This window comes from Chryseobacterium aurantiacum (assembly GCF_003020585.1).
In the GTDB taxonomy this organism is placed as follows: Bacteria; Bacteroidota; Bacteroidia; order Flavobacteriales; family Weeksellaceae; genus Chryseobacterium; species Chryseobacterium aurantiacum.
In genome coordinates this window covers 407,904-424,477 of record NZ_PXUE01000003.1, presented here as the reverse complement: position 1 = coordinate 424,477, position 16,574 = coordinate 407,904, and the positions used below count along the sequence as shown (strand labels likewise).

The window sequence follows — 16,574 nt, the reverse complement described above, 5'->3', positions numbered from 1 at the left end:
TGTTACAAGTCCTTAGAAAGGATACTCATAAATTTCAGATTCGTGTAGGTAAGGGTTTCCTGTAGGGATCAGCTTCAATTTAGATAAAGCAGAAAGTACAGTAAACATAAACAATCCAACTACGAATAGAAGAGCTCCTAGGATTAATATGAATACTTCAGGAGTTTTCCAGTATGGTCCTACCGTTCCAGGCATTACCATGTTGAAGTAATCTAAGATGTGTCCTAAGATAACTACTACAGCCATTACTGTTACTACTTTGTAGTTTCTCTTGATGCTGCTGCTTACTAGTACCAATAGTGGTAATAAGAAGTTTACAATCAGCATTGGTAAGAATGTAGTACCATAGTGTTGGAATCTTCCAAAGAAGTAGTTAACCTCTTCCGGAACGTTTGCATACCAATAAAGCATGAACTGAGCAAACCATGTATATGTCCAAAGCATACTTGTAGCGAAAAGGAATACTCCTAAATCGTGTAAGTGATTGTCGTTGAACTGTGGTAAGTAACCATTTTTCTTAAGATAAACACTTAATAGAATGATTACAGCAATACCACTTGATAGGCAGCTAACCATTGAATACCAGATATACATTGTAGAATACCAGTGAGGGTCAATAGACATCAACCAGTCCCAAGCCCAAGCAGCAGAAGCAAATCCGAAGAATGCGATATATCCTACTGCCCATCTGTAAAGCATTTGATACTCAACTTTAGATTTAGTATCGTCTACTTTTTTAGACTGAGCTTTAAGTTTCCATGCGAAGAAAGAAGCACCTACTACATAAATGATCGTTCTGATAGCATAGAAAGGTATATTTAAGAATCTTTTCTTTTCGAATAAAATTACGTCAAAGTGTGCAGATTCAGGATTCGTTAATTCCGGATCCATCCAGTGGAATAGGTGGCCATTGTGAGTGATATTTAATATCATCATGATAACCAGAATAGCACCTCCGTAAGGGATATAAGAAGCAATAGCTTCCATTACTCTTGTAATAATAATTGGCCAACCAGCGTGGGCAGCATGCTGAATACAGTAAAAAAACAATACAGCACAACTTACTCCAAAGAAGAACACAGCTACAAAGTGTAACGATGCTAAAGGCTGGTTGTGTACTTGCATTGTAGCATGCTCTAGGTGAGCAGCGTGATCCTGCGGTCCAACCATTTCACTTGAGTGTGTAGGAGCATCATGTCCAGAAGCATGAACCGCTTCCATCATGTGTTCTATTTGCTCAGTAGAAAGTCCTTTGTTCATAAAGAAACCAATACCAAACAGAACTAAACCTACAACAAGAAGTATTATAGAAGTTGATTTTAATTTTGGTGAAAAACTATACATTTCTTTTCTTATTTTTTAGTTTCGGTAGTCGTTTCAGTTGCTGGTGCCGCCGCTGTAGCTGCTGCCGGTGCTGCTGCTCCTTTCTTGAAAGCACTCATCACATACATAGCCACTCTCCATCTATCACCAGGGTTTAGCTGTCCAGCATAAGATCCCATCGCGTTTCTACCGTTTGTTAATACATAATGAACAGATCCTACTGTAAGCTCTCTATCAGCATAGTTAGGAACTCCAGAGAATGCTCCAGTTTGTACAATTGGTCCTTGTCCATCACCTCCTGTTCCGTGACATGCAGCACAAGTATGGTCAAATAATACTTTCCCTCTTTCAAGATCCTTAGCTGCATTAGCTGGATTTAGAGGAGAAGCTGTAAGTTTTTTAGAACCTTCATACCCTGCGTTGTACTCGTCAACATTCTTTGGTAGTAAGCTTTCTTCAAAAACTCCATCTTTATTTTGAGGAACAGATCCTTCTACTGGAGTAAGACCTGTTGCACCATTATTTTTAACAAAAGCAGGAATTTCGTTTTCATGATCTGAATAAGCGTCCTGAGCTTTCATCAATGGATCATAAGCTACCGGAAAATACATATCCGGGAAATATACCAATGGAGTGTTCTCCTTTGGTCCGCAAGAGTTAAGTAAAACTGTTGTTAAACCTAAAACTGCTGTAATTCTTAATACGTTCTTTTTCATTTTAAGCGTCTTTAACAGTTATTTCTTCAACTCCAGTTTCAATTAGCAACTGCTTTACAGATTCTACATCTTCAGTTACGAATTCCATCATGAATTTATCATCAGTAGTTCTTGGATCAGGATTCTGAGCTGGAGCTCCTGGATACATTTTGTTTCTAACTAAGAAAGTTAAAGACATCATGTGAGCTGCACAGAATACCATCAATTCAAACATTGGAACTACGAATGCAGGCATATTGTGAGCCCAGTCAAAAGCTGGTTTTCCACCAATATTCTGAGGCCAGTCATGATTCATTACATACCAAGTTACAGTAGCACCAATAGTAACACCATAAAGAGCATATAAGAATGCGGCATCAGAAATTCTAGTTTTCTTTAACCCTAAAGCCTTGTCTAGTCCGTGAACCGGAAACGGAGTGTAAACCTCGTTTATTGCGATTCCTTTATCGTTGAATGCCTTAACGCCGTTCATTAAATCGTCGTCGTCAGCATAAAGTCCGTATACAATTTTAGTGGTGCTCATCTCCTTCTTTTGCTTTATAAGTTTCACCTGAGATTTTCAAAATCGATTTTAATTCAGCCTGTGCAATTACAGGGAATGTTCTTGCATATAATAAGAATAATACAGAGAAGAATCCGATAGTTCCTAAGTATACACCCACATCAATGATCGTTGGCTTAAACATTGTCCATGATCCTGGTAAGTAGTCTCTAGAAAGGTTGATAACGATGATATCAAAACGCTCAAACCACATACCGATGTTAATGATCAATGCAACAATGAATGTCCAGATAATGTTCGTTCTAGCTTTTTTGAACCAGAAAGAAGCAGGAACCACAAGGTTACAGATAATCAATGACCAGAATGCCCACCAGTAAGGTCCTACTGCAGCACCTGGAGAAAGGTAAGTAAAGTCTTCAAATCTTGATCCGGAATACCATCCGATGAAATACTCAGTAGCATAAGCTACAGTTACCATACCACCTGTAAGAACGATTACGATGTTCATAATTTCGATATGATACATTGTGATATATTCTTCTAAGTGACAAACTTTTCTAGCAATCAACAATAGAGTCTGTACCATTGCAAATCCTGAGAAGATCGCACCAGCTACGAAGTAAGGAGGGTAGATTGTAGAGTGCCATCCTTTAATAACTGAAGTTGCGAAGTCAAAAGATACCGTGGTGTGTACCGAGAATACAAGTGGAGTTGCTAAACCTGCAAGAACCAAAGAAAGTTCTTCGAATCTTTGCCAGTGTTTTGCTTTACCACCCCATCCGAATGCTAGGAATGTATAGATTTTCTTCGTCCAAGGAGTTTTAGCTCTATCTCTGATCATTGCAAAGTCAGGGATTAGTCCCATGAACCAGAATACAGTTGATACTGAGAAATACGTAGAGATCGCAAATACGTCCCAAAGTAGAGGAGAGTTAAAGTTCCCCCAAAGAGAACCGAACTGGTTTGGTAAAGGGAATACCCAATATCCAACCCAAACTCTACCCATGTGGATTACAGGGAAGATAGCTGCCTGTACAACCGCAAAGATCGTCATCGCCTCTGCAGATCTGTTTACAGACATTCTCCATCTCTGTCTAAATAATAATAATACTGCGGAGATTAGGGTCCCGGCGTGACCGATACCTACCCACCATACGAAGTTGGTAATATCCCAACCCCAGTTAATAGTTCTGTTAAGCCCCCATGCTCCAATACCTGTTCCGATAGTATAAGCGATACAGCCGAATCCGTAGATGAATAGAACTAAGGCTGCATATAATGAGATCCACCATAATTTACCTGCTCTTTCTTCGATAGGTCGTGCAATATCTTCTGTGATATCGTGATAAGTTTTGTGACCAATAATTAGAGGTTCCCTTATCGGAGCTTCGTAATGTCCTGACATTTTTTACCTATTTATTATTTAAACTTTATTTTTCTACTCTGTTTCTTACTTTAGTGTGATAGAACACGTTTGGTTTTGTTCCGATCTCCTCTAGTAAATAATATCTTCTGTTAGACGCATATTGCTGTCTCACTTCAGACTCTTTATCATTCATGTCTCCGAAAGTCATTGCTCCAGTAGAACAAGCAGCTGCACAAGCACAAGAGTTCTTGAACTCAGCATCTGTTACTTTTCTGTTGTCTCTCTTAGCTGCTAAAATAGTAGCCTGAGTTTCTTGGATACACATTGAACATTTCTCCATTACCCCTCTAGTTCTTACAACTACGTCAGGGTTAAGTACCATTCTTCCTAAATCGTTGTTCATGTTGAAATCGAACTTGTCATTTAGGTTATAAGTAAACCAGTTGAAACGTCTTACTTTGTATGGACAGTTGTTTGCACAATATCTAGTACCGATACATCTGTTGTAAGCCATATGGTTTTGACCTTGCTTACCGTGTGAAGTAGCCGCTACCGGACATACAGTTTCACAAGGAGCGTGGTTACAGTGCTGACACATTACTGGTTGGAAGATTACATCCGGATTATCTGCAGGGTGGTTTAATGCACCTCCGTCTCCGAACGCTGTTCCGTACAATTCTGGTACAGCCATTCCTTCTTTCAATCCTTCGTATACTTCTACTTTCTGTCTTGAAGAATAGTAACGGTCAATTCTTAACCAGTACATATCTCTAGACATTCTTACTTCTTCTTTACCTACTACAGGAACGTTGTTCTCAGCCTGACAAGCAATTACACATGCTCCACAACCTGTACAAGAGTTCAAGTCAATAGATAAGTTAAAGTGAGGTCCGTCTGTATCATCAAAAGCATCCCAAAGGTCGATTTTTCTCGCTGGAAGTGCTCCACTGATTGTGTGATATTCCAAAGGCTTGTTCCATCCTTTATGTTCATCATCGAAAGGTACGTTGATAAATTCAGCTAAAGGAACTTCTTTAGCAATTTCGTAACGTCCCATTAGGGTATTCTGAAGCTGGATACCTGCAAATTCGTGATCTTCTCCTGTTTTCTCGATTTTAGCACCTGAAAGAACAAGGTTAGAACCATCGAATAGAGGATAAGCATTTACACCTGTATCTGCTGTAGCTCCTGAGTTTTTCTTACCATAACCAAGTGCAAGACCTACAGATCCTTCTGCCTGACCAGGTTGAATAAATACAGGAACATCTTTTATTGTTACTCCGTTTACAGTAAGGTTTACGATAGAACCATCTAACTGCATTCTTGCATTAAGATCATTTTCAATCGCAAATTTCTCTGCATCTTTAGGAGAAATAGTCAAGTAGTTATCCCAAGACATTCTTGTCAATGGATCTGGTAATTCCTGCAACCAAGGGTTGTTTGCCTGAGTTCCGTCTCCCATTGAAGTCTTAGTATATAATACCAATTCTAATTCAGAAGCTTTGAAGTTTCCTAGTTCAGCAACAGCCTGTGCAGCGTTTCCACCTGCATAAGATAATGTTGTTGAGTTAGTAGAAGCATTGATACCGTTATATAATGCCTTGTTGAAAGAAGTACCACCTAGGATAGAAGCTGAATTCGCTTTTAAATAATCGTAGTAATTGTTAGCAGCATTATTTTTACCATTCTTCCAAACCAATAGAGATTCTTCAATCTGTCTTGATTTGTAGATTTTCTGGATCGTAGGCTGCATTAATGAATATACACCAGTCTGTGGTTCGATATCTCCCCAAGACTCTAGCCAGTTAGCAACCGGAATTACAGCTTTCGCTGCCTTGTACATTTCATTTTTCTTATCAGCTACAGCAACTACGTAAGGAACTTTAGATAAAGATTTTTTGAAATCTTCTCCTTTCGGATGAGAGTAGATAGGGTCTACATTGTTAGCGATTAATACACCAACCTGACCTGCATTTACCCATCCTAAGAATTCCTGGTATCTTGCTTTATCAAATTCTTTTAGGAAGTTTGCCTTACCTGTGAAAGCAACTGATCCTAATTTTTGGTTGATTAAGTGTGCTAAAACCTGTGCACCTTTAGAACCGTCAGCTAAAACAACAGCTTTGCTGCCTTTTGCTTTCAATTCGTTAGCAATTTCAGTAGCAGTCTTATCAGAAGTACCACCACCTACGATTGCATTGTAAACTTCAACTAAAGTTTTGTTTACAGCACTTGGTTTTAATCTGTATCTTGAGTCAGAGTTAGCACCAGTTAATGACATGTTAGATTCCACTTGGATGTGTCTCAACATGTTTGCTCCTGGCTTTCTAGCTGCTGCATAAGAAGACTCTAGGCTTGAAGCGTTATAGTCTCCTAAGAAATCAGCCTGGAAAGAAACTACCAATTCAGAACCTTTAAGGTCATATATTGGCAATGCTCTTTGTCCGAATACTTCCTGAGCTGCATCCAAAGCTGCCGAGTAAGGGAAAGCATCATAAGTTACTAATTCTGCTGTAGGATATTTAGCTTTAAATTCAGCAAATAACTTTTTGAAAGTTGGTGAAGCAAAAGAGTGTGATAAAACCACAATCTTTTTACCTGACGCTTTAGCTTCTTCTAGACCTTTAAGAACAAAACTGTCTACTTTATCGAAAGTTTCATCTTTACCGTCTAGTTTAGGCTGCTTTACTTTATCATTATCATAAAGAGAAAGTACACTTGCCTGAGCTCTTGCGTTAGTTTTACCTAAATCACCAGCAACTGGGTTTGGATCAATTTTGATGGGTCTTCCTTCACGAGTTTTTACTAAAACGCTAGCGAAATCGAAACCATCAAAATATGTTGAAGCGTAATAATTTGGAACCCCTGGAATAATATCGTGTGGTTTTACTACGTAAGGAATCGTTTTAATTACCGGAGCTTCACAGGCAGCAAGAGTTACAGCTGCTGTAGAGAATCCTAGTAATTTTAAGAAATCTCTTCTTGAAGTACTGGAACCATTCTGTTCAGCATCTCCAAGGAAATCTTCTACCGGAATTTCTTCCTGGAACTCTTTAAGAGCCAGCTTACCATTTAAAGCTGGATCTTTAAGTTCATGAATACTTCTGAATTGTATTTTGTTTGAAGCCATTTATACTTCTAATTTTTTAGTTATTAATAATGACATTTACCACACTCAAGACCTCCAATTGCATCTACAGTGATCTTACCTCCATCTTGTGGATATTGTTTTTTCAACTTGTCATGTAGATTCTTGAAGTACTCTTTATTATAACCGTTGTTCATATCGATTTCAGTCGTTCTGTGACACTCGATACACCATCCCATCGTAAAGTCATTAGCCATTTGAACAACATTCATTGTATCAATTTTTCCGTGACAAGCCTTACATACAACATCAATTTTGTTGTTAGGATTCTTTTTGTTGAAAGAATTGATGATCGCTTGTTCACCTGCTACTACGTGCTGAGAGTGGTTGAAGTAAACGAAGTCTGGCATGTTGTGGATTCTTGTCCATTCAACCGGTTGTGTTTTTCCTGTATACTGTTGTTTAGCAGGATCCCAACCTGTTGCTGCGTAGATCTTCTGGATTTCTCCATCATAGAATGCCTTATCTTTTCCTGGCTCCATGTAGTGATCTGCGTTGTATTCAGAAATTGTTCTGTGACAGTTCATACAAACGTTCATAGAAGGAATCTCAGATACTTTTCCATATTTAGCACTAGAGTGACATAATTGACAGTCAATTTTCTGTTCTCCAGCGTGGATTTTGTGAGAGAAGTAGATAGGCTGCTCAGGTTTGTACCCTTTGTAAACCCCGATCCACATTAACCAGTTCCATACTCCGTAAGCAGCAAGAATAGCAAGAATAGCTATTAATCCTTTTCCTACATAGTGGAACTTCTCATACATTTCCTTAAACGAACGAACTCTCGTTTCGTTAAGCCCGGATAGTTCGTCAGATTGGCCTAGCTTCACTAATTGTCTTAGTTTCACCAAAATCCAAACTAATAAACCAGCGATGGCTAAAAGGGAAATGATTACAATGTTTGTTGTGCTTTTGTCTGCAGGAGCTGCCGCTTCAGCGCCAGCTGCAGGAGTTGCTTCCGTCTTTTTCTCTTCCGGAGCTGGTGGATTAGTTGTGAAAGCTAAAATGTCGTCAATATCCTTATCTGTAAGATTTGGAAAGACCTGCATTTCAGTCTTGTTAAACTTTTCAAAAATCTCATTGGCGTATTTATCCCCCGAAGCTCTAAGAGCTTTGTTGTCTTTGATCCACTTGTGAAGCCAATCTTTGTCTACACCACCCTCTGTCTTTACTCGCTCTACAACCCCTTTTAGTGGTGGTCCTATAACTTGTTTGTCCAGTGCGTGACATGCAGTACAATTCGCTTTGAAAAGTTTCTCTCCGTTTTTAGGATCGCCGTCTTGCCCGTAAAATGAAGCACTGGTTGATAGCAATAAGCCTATTGCGATCAACGTTTTTTTATAATGCTTTCTCCAACTAATCATTTAAATTATCTTATGTTAGTAAATTATTGAACATATCAATTCCGCAAAAATAATATTTTTAACAGAAATTTAACGGCATAAGGAAAGGGGAAAATATCATTTACGTTTAATTTGTATTGATTCTAAATAACTGGTTTGGTATAGTTTTTTAATTTGTATAAATTTGCGCAAACAAGTTTAAATGAGAAATTTGATTAAAATATTTTCGATATTATCATTATTTGGTTTTTATAGTATTGAAGCACAGCAGGTTGTTAAAAAAGATACGCTTTCGGGAACAGAGCTTGTCATTACTATGGATTCCAAAATAAATGCAGCCTTGGAAGGAATTGAAGGCAAATGTTCAAAAGTTGCCGTTAATAATCCGACTAAGGATTACAATAATAATGATGGTAATATTTCTACAGGCATCAGTACAAAACCTCCAAAGATTTATGTACCGAATAGGGAATTGACAAATGCTGAAATTTGTAAGAAAAATCCTCGAATTTTAGGTTATAAAATTCAGATTACAACAGTGAAAAGCAATGAAGAGGCTAATGAGGTGAAGTCTTATTTCAGAAAGAGATTTCCTAACCTGAAAGTGGAAACGGATGCTTCTTTAAGACCTAACTACAAGATCTTAGCTGGAAGTTATTTTACCAAGCAAAGTGCTGCCGGTGACCTTTCAAAAATAAGAGAATACTTCAAATCTGCTGTTGCTGTACAGTATAGAATTTTCTGTTCGGAAGCTAAATAGAACTTAAAAAGATATAGATAAAAAAGCTGAGGGTTTTCTCGGCTTTTTTTATTTATAATAGGTTTCCAGGAACCAGAAAAACTCTGACATTCTGAACAAGTTATTCATGATAAGATAAGTGAATAATAGGCTAACCGTAAGGGTTAAAAATGAGGTTGTTTTAGGGGAAGATCTGTAAGCGTAAAACAACCAGCCAATAAGCAGAGGATACACGAAAACGAAGTGTCCGCCGTAGATGTAGGAAGTGTGAAGCCCAAATCTCATTAGGCAATGGATGAAGATATCAAAGAGAAATGAAAGGGCAATTATTTGCACCCATTTATTTTTGAAATTCTTAAGATAACTCCAACTTATCAGTATCAATAATACGGCAATAAAAGCATAGGAAAATGGAGATGAATAAAGATCCATATACAAGGCTTTAAAATCAAAGCCTTTCATGTTATGTTTGTCTGAAATTATAAAGCCCGGAAACAAAATATTTCCTCCAAAAAAGAAAGACATGATCATATCCCAAGTGGGCATAGACTCCACGTTGGAAAATTTTTCATACTGTTGATTGGTTTTTGAAAAAATGTTTTGATATTTAAAATCGATCCTGTTGAGATAAAGGAGAATATAGATTACCAGAGCAATTATTCCTCTTAAGAAAGCATTTCCTAATTTTTTCCAATCCCTGAACAGATTTTTTTCAAAGAATATCGGGATAAAAACCTTTACAATGTTGGTAATAGTAAGTCCACCGATAGTAATTGCTGCCAATGACAGAGCTGCAGCTGGCGTTTTTTCTTCTTTTTTAAGTTTTATGGCTGCATAATAATTGTAAAGAGAAAGCAAAAATAGGGTATAGGTGAAGTTCTCTGGTGTAAAGGATAAAATAATATTTGTAGAAAATACTCCAAAGAAAAATGTAATCAAAATGCTGAATGTGAGCGGAAGTCTGATGATATTCTTCAGATATTTAAAAATCTGAACCACATTCAGGGTAATGATAATATTGCTTAACCAAGCCAGTGTAAGCCTGAAAGTCATATCCATTTTTCCACCGGAAACAAATAATGAAAATTCCCTGACCCAGTTGAAAAAATAATAGGATAGAGGGTGTCTTTCAAAGCTGCCTCCTGTCATTAATATGGATTTATTGTCAAAACTGAAGTAAGCATCCCATGGAATTCTGCTATCGAAGATGATTCTGTAGTGGATTGCTATATATGATCCCAGAATTCCGTAGCAGATAATGAAAAATAGGAAAACTGCAAGTTCTGTATATGAGGATGGAAAAACCAGCCTTAGAAAATTGATGAATTTTGTTTTGATAATAGACACGTGTCTTATTTTTCTGCAAAAGTAAAATAAAAAACCACCAAAGTAGGTGGTTTTGTAAATATTGTTATTCTAACTAAGAACTGCAGGAAAGAGTAGAGCATCCCGTGGTGTCATCATAGCCGGATGGTCTTTTGGCAGAAAACTCAGGAAATATTTCCTCATATGGATTTTCAAGAGCTTTGGTAAGTTTTTCCAGCATTTCAGTCTTGCCGCTGCTGATCTCTTCAATACATTCGTAGAGCAGATAGTTTCTAAGGGTGAACTTTGGATTGGATTTTTCCATCAATTTCTTGGAATCTTCTCTTGAAATTGAGTTGAATTTTAATCGAGATTCATAATTTTCAATGAAGTTTTTAAGTTTTTCAAGCTTTTCTTCATTCAAAAAGGTGTAGGAAACCTTACTAAAATGTTCTTTTAGGTCTAGATCTGCTGTTATTTTTTCCAGTTGATTAAAAAATAAGGTGTAATCAAGCTCAAGTTCCTGCATTAACCCTTGCCAATTGGTGAAAAATTCTTCATCCTCTTTTTTAAGTTCATCAAATCCGAACTTTCTGCAAAGCATTGTATCATGGGCTTCCCAGAAATAGGTACCATATTTATTCAAGGTATCTTCTAAAAACTTTTCATCCTTAATCATTGGATGCAGCGCATTGGCAAGCTGCCATAGGTTCCATTGAGAGATCTGCCCCTGCTTACCAAAGGCATATCTTCTTCCCGGAAGATCTGTTGTATTTGGAGTGAAATTCAAATCATATTCATCCATCATGGAATAAGGACCGTAGTCGATGGTTAAACCTAAAATCGACATATTGTCTGTATTCATTACCCCATGTACAAATCCGACGCGGAACCATTCAACCATAAGATTGGCCGTTCGGGTACAGATGTTCTCAAAAAAGTCTTTATATTTTTGATTGTCCGAAGATGTTATTTCAGGAAAATAATTTTCGATGGTAAAATCTAAAAGATCTTGTAGTGTTTTATATTCCTGCTGGGCAGACATTAATTCAAAATGACCAAAACGAAGGAAGCTTTCGGCTGTTCTTATGACAGCAGCCCCTTTTTCCAGTTGCGGGTTGCCATTATACATCATATCACGAACAACATCTTCTCCTGTGAAAGCTAAACTTAATGCTCTTGTTGTTGGAACTCCTAAGTGATACATTGCTTCACTCATCAGATATTCCCGTACAGAAGATCTCAACACAGCTCTTCCGTCTGCATGTCTGGAGTAGGGAGTTGCACCAGCTCCTTTCCATTGTATTTCTGTTTTTTTTCCGGAATCATTAATGATTTCACCGGCAAGAATAGCTCTTCCGTCTCCCAGTTGTCCCGCCCAGTTTCCAAACTGATGTCCTGCATAAGCGGTAGCATAGGTTTGAACATTTTCTGGGAGATCATTTCCAACCAGAAAATCCAGGTTTTTCTCTTCGAATTTTCCTAATCCTATTTCTTCTGAAAGAACATTATTAAAGGCTATTAATTGAGGATGATCAAAACCTGCAGGCTTGATGGTTGAAAATAGAACCTTAGGAGTATTTCTCTGCATTGTGTTGTTAGAGAAATCTCCGGGGAATTTCTTGATAAAAGGTTGTCTGATATGTTCGATATTCATGCACCAAAGGTATTAATTATAAAAGAAAAGACCTTTCAAATTATTGAAAGGTCTTATGTATTTCTAAAAGAGAAATTATTTATTAAAATCTACCTCATCATTGGAGTGGAGATTTTCATTGATGTTTTCTTCTTTCTTTTCTGTAGGTTTCTTAGGGGTAGGATCTGCCGGTCTCGGATTCTTGATCTCGTCAATGGTCTGAAGACTTCCGTCATCACCGTATCCTCCACTTAGCCCCTTAAGGTTTGAGCATCCGTCTTTCCAGTCTGAAGGCTTGATGAATTTATCATCAGGGGTAACACCTAGACTCTTATCCGCCCATACTTTCTTCATGAAGATCGCCCATATTGGTAATGCCATTCTTGCACCTTGACCTTCTCCTGTTCCAAAGAAGTGGGTTGCTCTGTCTTCCCATCCAACCCAGGCTCCTGTTGCTAATTTTGGTGTAATTCCCATAAACCAACCATCGGAGTTGTTCTGTGTAGTACCTGTTTTGGCAGCAATTTCAACTGCTTTTGAGATTCCTCTTCTTCCAAGTTCTCCAGATGCAGTACCATATTGTGCAACACCTTTCATCAATTCGATCATGGTGTAGGCGTATAATGGATTCATTACTTCTTTAGGTTCTACATTCACCTCTTTAATTACTCTACCATTGGCATCTTCAATTCTCCAGATCATTTCTGGTTTATTGTGGTTACCATAGTTGGCGAAAGTACTATAGGCACCTAGCATTTCATAGATGGTAATATCTGATGAACCCAGGGCAATGGTATTGTTTCTAGGAATGTCTTCTGTAACTCCAAGGTCTCTGGCGGTTTGGATAACAGCGTCTACTCCTGTCATTTCGATAAGTCTTGCAGCAATCGGGTTTTGAGAGTGTGCTAAACCATCTTTTAAGGTAAGCATTCCTCCTCTTCCCGGTACATGCCATCCGTTATGATCATAAGTTCCGTTAGAAACTGTAGAGCAAGGCGTCATTCCAAGTTTCATAATAGCAGTTGCATATACGAAAGGCTTGAATGTAGATCCTACCTGTCTCTTCCCTTGCTTGATGTGGTCATACTGGAAGTGCTGCCAATCGATACCACCTACCCACGCCTTGATTTCTCCAGTTCCTGGAACCATAGACATTAGCCCGGCCTGTGCAATTTGCTTGTGATATCTGATAGAATCCCAAGGTGACATTTCCACCTCTTCTTCTCCATTCCAAGTAAATCTTGAAGTTTTGATAGGCTTCTTGAATTCCATCATGATTGAATCTTCTGGCATTCCGTCTGCTTTTAGAAGCTTGTATCTTCCTGTTCTTTTCATGGCCTGAAGCATCACATCCTTAATTTGTTTATCATTAAGGTAGTAGAAAGGTCTGTTTTTTCTTCCTCTTTGCTCTGCATCAAATCTTTTCTGAAGATCAGTTAAGTGTTCCTTGATAGCCTCTTCTGCATACTTTTGCATTTTAGAATCAAGAGTAACGTAGATTTTTAATCCGTCTTTATAAAGATTTAGTTTCTTTCCTGTTTCTTTTTCATGAGTTTCAAGATACTTGTCAATCTCTTTTCTCAGATAGAATTTATAGTAAGCAGAATATCCGTCTGTAATACTTTTAATAGGATGGAAATCTACTTCTACAGGAGTATTGATTGCCTTTTGGTAGGTTTCTTCATTAATATACCCTGTTTTCTGCATTTGATCCAATACAACATTTCTTCTTTCTTTTGCTCTTTCAGGATATCTGTAAGGATTGTTTTTCCGTGGGTTTTCAAGCATTGCCACAAAAGTAGCTGCCTCAGGCAATGTAAGCTCTGATGTTTTCTTGTTAAAATATACTCTGGAAGCCATTTCAACACCATTAGCGTTGAAAAGGAAGTCAAATTTGTTAAAGTAAAGCGTAATGATTTCTTCCTTGGTATATCTCTTTTCAAGACTTACTGCTACTACCCATTCTTTTAATTTCTGGAAAGCTCTCTCAACTTTATTTTGAGAAGCATTTCCTGTGAAAAGAAGCTTGGCTAACTGTTGAGTAATGGTAGAACCACCTCCACGTCCACCTCCATAGGCAACAGCTCTGGCAATAGAGTATAAGTCAATTCCTGAGTGTTCCTTGAAACGCTCATCTTCTTTGGCTTGCAGGGCGTAGATAAGATAAGGAGGAAGATCCTTATAAACAATAGGTTGTGTTTTTTCTTTTTCAAACTTACCTAGTGTTACCCCATCTGAGGAAATAATTTCAGAAGCGACAAAGATGTCCGGGTTTTCAAGCTCTTTTACATCTGGCATTTCTCCAAGAAAACCTTGGGAAACAGCAAAGAAAAGCCCTGAAATTCCTAAAACTACCGCAATGAGTCCAATCCAAATAAATGAGACCCATTTTTTCCAAGAGGTATCTTTCTTTTTTTTAGGAGGTAGAGGAAAAGTTTTCCCTCTGTTTCCTGCATTTTTATTGTTTTCTTCCATTTATGGTTACGGTTTAGCCGTTTCTATTTTTATCCCAATGTCCTCAATTCCCGGTAGGTTATCATTTCTCATCGCCTGTGTAAGACCGATTTGATATTTTCCCTTTCCTGGAAACTTGTAATTTAATTTATACTGAAACAATGTTTCCTTTGTGTCACCAAAGCCTGTACCAAGCCATTCTCCGTTTGGTTTTGCCAGAACATAATTTAAGGTATCAGTTTCCTTTTTTTTGTTCTGTAGATTGGTGAAATTCACAATAAACCTTATATTACTGTAAGGGTAATTGTTGTTGTTTCTTACGACAAATATAATATTTTTAGGATTCTGCGGATCTGAAATTTCAAGATTAAATTTTTGCTCACTTTTCTTATTCCATTTGTTGTCAACGGAATTCATGATAGTGTTTTCCCCCGAAGGAGAGCTGCAGCTAAAGAAAAGGATAAGGGAAAATAATCCTAAAATTTTACGCATTTTTATCTTTTTTTGGAGGATATTTCTTTTTAAATTTTTTCTTGTTTGGGTTGCTTTGCGGGTTTTGCTCAGCATTCGGAGTGGTCTCAGATTTTACTTTTTCCACTGGAGCCTTTTGTTGAGGCTGTGGTTTTTGTTGTCTGGGCTGATTTCCGGAATTTGCATTAGGATTTTCGGTTCTTTCAGGTTTATCAGATCTTTCAGGTCTTTCTTGTCTCTCAGGTCTGCTTTTCTTCTGTCCTTGTGGTCCTTGTCCTTGATTGTTGCTTGGCTTATTCTGGTTCTGGTTGCTCCTGTTGTTTCTATTGTTTCTGTTTTTCTTTTCGAAACGATCTACACTGTTTTCCTGAATCAAATCAATAGTTTGAACGGATGTTTCAGGTTGTTTCAAATCTTCTAAAGGAAGGATTTTTTCACCTCTTTTATTCTTTGAAATCAGTTTTTTAACAAGATCGATATCAAAATCATACCATGCAATGGAGTGATCCACATAGGCAAACCACATTTTCTTTTTGAAAACATCTATTTTAATACAGAAAGCTCTTCCTTTTTCCGTATCCAGAGTCGTTGAAGAAGATGGGAAGTTGCTTAATGCATCCAAATAACTGTCCAGTTCATAGTTTAGACAACATTTAAGCTTACCACATTGTCCTGCAAGTTTTTGAGGATTAATGCTCAGCTGTTGGTATCTGGCTACGTTGGTGTTTACAGATCTGAAGTCTGTAAGCCATGTTGAACAGCAAAGTTCACGTCCGCAAGAGCCAATTCCGCCTACTTTTGCAGCTTCTTGTCTGAACCCGATCTGTTTCATGTCAATCTTGGTTCTGAAAGATCCGGCATAGTCTTTAATTAACTGCCTGAAATCTATCCTGTTGTCTGCAGTGTAATAAAATGTGATCTTTGAAGAATCACCCTGATATTCTACATCAGTAACTTTCATTTCAAGGCCTAATCTTTGAGCAATTTTTCTTGCCTCAAGCTTTACGCCGTCTTCTTTTTTTCTTGCTTCCTGCCATACCTCAAGATCCTTTTGGTTGGCCTGTCTGTATATTTTAAGTGCCAATTCTTCAGAAAACTTTTTCTTTTTCATCTGAATTTTTACTAATTCTCCCGTAAGGCTTACTACGCCTACATCGTGTCCCGGACTAGATTCTACTGTAACTACGCTACCTATATGTAAAGGAATATTATTTACATTTTTATAAAACGATTTCCTGTCATTTTTAAACCTAACTTCCACAAAATCACACCTATTTGATGTAGGATTGTTGATGTTAGAAAGCCAGTCAAAAACACTTAATTTATAACTATTCCCGCAGGTATTTACACTTTCACAACCAGTTGCGGTCTTTTTAGGGCCGCAAGAATGTGCAGAATCGCCGGATGTTTTACATCCACAACTCATATTACTATTATTTATAATCTTGCAAATTTATGTATTTTTATCTTTATGCAATTCTAAAATACTTAAATAACCTGAATTCAGATAAAACATTTCTATATTTTAACAAGGAAAAGAAGCTGGGAACTGAAAGAATAGAGCTACAAAG

The 16,574-nt window shown here is 37.6% G+C and carries 12 protein-coding genes; 1 reads left to right on the top strand and 11 read right to left on the bottom strand.

All coding sequences use genetic code 11. The features are described 5' to 3' along the window. Positions 1 to 12: 12 nt before the first annotated feature. From C7D53_RS14025 to C7D53_RS14000, 6 genes are read right to left on the bottom strand one after another with little or no spacing between them, the layout of a single operon-like run. Entirely contained in the window at positions 13 to 1,344 is a 1,332-nt protein-coding gene (locus C7D53_RS14025; protein WP_076353017.1) for a quinol:cytochrome C oxidoreductase, read from the bottom strand. An 8-nt stretch (positions 1,345 to 1,352) separates the two neighbouring features. After that, positions 1,353 to 2,039 (bottom strand): c-type cytochrome, encoded by a 687-nt coding sequence (locus C7D53_RS14020; RefSeq protein ID WP_106917059.1) that lies wholly within the window; start codon positions 2,037 to 2,039, stop codon positions 1,353 to 1,355. A gap of 1 nt (position 2,040) precedes the next feature. Further along, on the bottom strand, positions 2,041 to 2,562 hold the full coding sequence (locus C7D53_RS14015) for a DUF3341 domain-containing protein (protein WP_047376185.1): 522 nt from the start codon (positions 2,560 to 2,562) through the stop codon (positions 2,041 to 2,043). Next, the gene (gene nrfD, locus C7D53_RS14010) at positions 2,549 to 3,946 is read right to left on the bottom strand and encodes an NrfD/PsrC family molybdoenzyme membrane anchor subunit (RefSeq protein ID WP_076353019.1); all 1,398 of its coding nucleotides are present in this window, start codon (positions 3,944 to 3,946) and stop codon (positions 2,549 to 2,551) included. Before nrfD ends, C7D53_RS14015 begins: the two co-directional genes overlap by 14 nt. Before the next feature lie 25 nt (positions 3,947 to 3,971). Then, entirely contained in the window at positions 3,972 to 7,037 is a 3,066-nt protein-coding gene (locus C7D53_RS14005; RefSeq protein ID WP_106917058.1) for a TAT-variant-translocated molybdopterin oxidoreductase, read from the bottom strand. 23 nt (positions 7,038 to 7,060) lie between these two features. Further along, complete coding sequence (locus C7D53_RS14000; RefSeq protein ID WP_106917057.1) at positions 7,061 to 8,419, bottom strand: c-type cytochrome; 1,359 nt, start codon at positions 8,417 to 8,419, stop codon at positions 7,061 to 7,063. Between the two features lie 181 nt (positions 8,420 to 8,600). Here C7D53_RS14000 and C7D53_RS13995 point away from each other — a divergent pair, with 181 nt between their 5' ends. Next, positions 8,601 to 9,158: an SPOR domain-containing protein gene (locus C7D53_RS13995; RefSeq protein ID WP_106917056.1), complete on the top strand. Its 558-nt coding sequence runs from the start codon at positions 8,601 to 8,603 to the stop codon at positions 9,156 to 9,158. A gap of 48 nt (positions 9,159 to 9,206) precedes the next feature. Here C7D53_RS13995 and C7D53_RS13990 read toward each other — a convergent pair whose 3' ends face one another. From C7D53_RS13990 to C7D53_RS13970, 5 genes are all read right to left on the bottom strand, one after another. Then, positions 9,207 to 10,484 carry a DUF6080 domain-containing protein gene (locus tag C7D53_RS13990; protein WP_228422352.1) on the bottom strand — a complete coding sequence of 426 codons (1,278 nt, stop codon included), beginning with the start codon at positions 10,482 to 10,484 and terminating at the stop codon, positions 9,207 to 9,209. Between the two features lie 73 nt (positions 10,485 to 10,557). After that, entirely contained in the window at positions 10,558 to 12,099 is a 1,542-nt protein-coding gene (locus C7D53_RS13985; protein WP_106917055.1) for a protein adenylyltransferase SelO, read from the bottom strand. Between the two features lie 75 nt (positions 12,100 to 12,174). Next, positions 12,175 to 14,553: a transglycosylase domain-containing protein gene (locus C7D53_RS13980; protein WP_106917054.1), complete on the bottom strand. Its 2,379-nt coding sequence runs from the start codon at positions 14,551 to 14,553 to the stop codon at positions 12,175 to 12,177. A 6-nt stretch (positions 14,554 to 14,559) separates the two neighbouring features. Next, a complete protein-coding gene (locus tag C7D53_RS13975) occupies positions 14,560 to 15,024 on the bottom strand; it encodes a gliding motility lipoprotein GldH (protein WP_106917053.1) in 465 nt (154 codons plus the stop codon). Continuing rightward, positions 15,017 to 16,429 (bottom strand): PSP1 domain-containing protein, encoded by a 1,413-nt coding sequence (locus C7D53_RS13970; RefSeq protein ID WP_106917052.1) that lies wholly within the window; start codon positions 16,427 to 16,429, stop codon positions 15,017 to 15,019. Before C7D53_RS13970 ends, C7D53_RS13975 begins: the two co-directional genes overlap by 8 nt. Between the last annotated feature and the right edge of the window lie 145 nt (positions 16,430 to 16,574).

Excerpts from the sequence above, each read along its gene's own strand:
- C7D53_RS14025 (WP_076353017.1), bottom strand. The coding sequence starts at position 1,344 with ATGTATAGTTTTTCACCAAAATTAAAATCAACTTCTATAATACTTCTT.
- C7D53_RS14020 (WP_106917059.1), bottom strand. The coding sequence starts at position 2,039 with ATGAAAAAGAACGTATTAAGAATTACAGCAGTTTTAGGTTTAACAACA.
- C7D53_RS14015 (WP_047376185.1), bottom strand. The coding sequence starts at position 2,562 with ATGAGCACCACTAAAATTGTATACGGACTTTATGCTGACGACGACGAT.
- nrfD (WP_076353019.1), bottom strand. The coding sequence starts at position 3,946 with ATGTCAGGACATTACGAAGCTCCGATAAGGGAACCTCTAATTATTGGT.
- C7D53_RS14005 (WP_106917058.1), bottom strand. The coding sequence starts at position 7,037 with ATGGCTTCAAACAAAATACAATTCAGAAGTATTCATGAACTTAAAGAT.
- C7D53_RS14000 (WP_106917057.1), bottom strand. The coding sequence starts at position 8,419 with ATGATTAGTTGGAGAAAGCATTATAAAAAAACGTTGATCGCAATAGGC.
- C7D53_RS13995 (WP_106917056.1), top strand. The coding sequence starts at position 8,601 with ATGAGAAATTTGATTAAAATATTTTCGATATTATCATTATTTGGTTTT.
- C7D53_RS13985 (WP_106917055.1), bottom strand. The coding sequence starts at position 12,099 with ATGAATATCGAACATATCAGACAACCTTTTATCAAGAAATTCCCCGGA.
- C7D53_RS13980 (WP_106917054.1), bottom strand. The coding sequence starts at position 14,553 with ATGGAAGAAAACAATAAAAATGCAGGAAACAGAGGGAAAACTTTTCCT.
- C7D53_RS13975 (WP_106917053.1), bottom strand. The coding sequence starts at position 15,024 with ATGCGTAAAATTTTAGGATTATTTTCCCTTATCCTTTTCTTTAGCTGC.
- C7D53_RS13970 (WP_106917052.1), bottom strand. The coding sequence starts at position 16,429 with ATGAGTTGTGGATGTAAAACATCCGGCGATTCTGCACATTCTTGCGGC.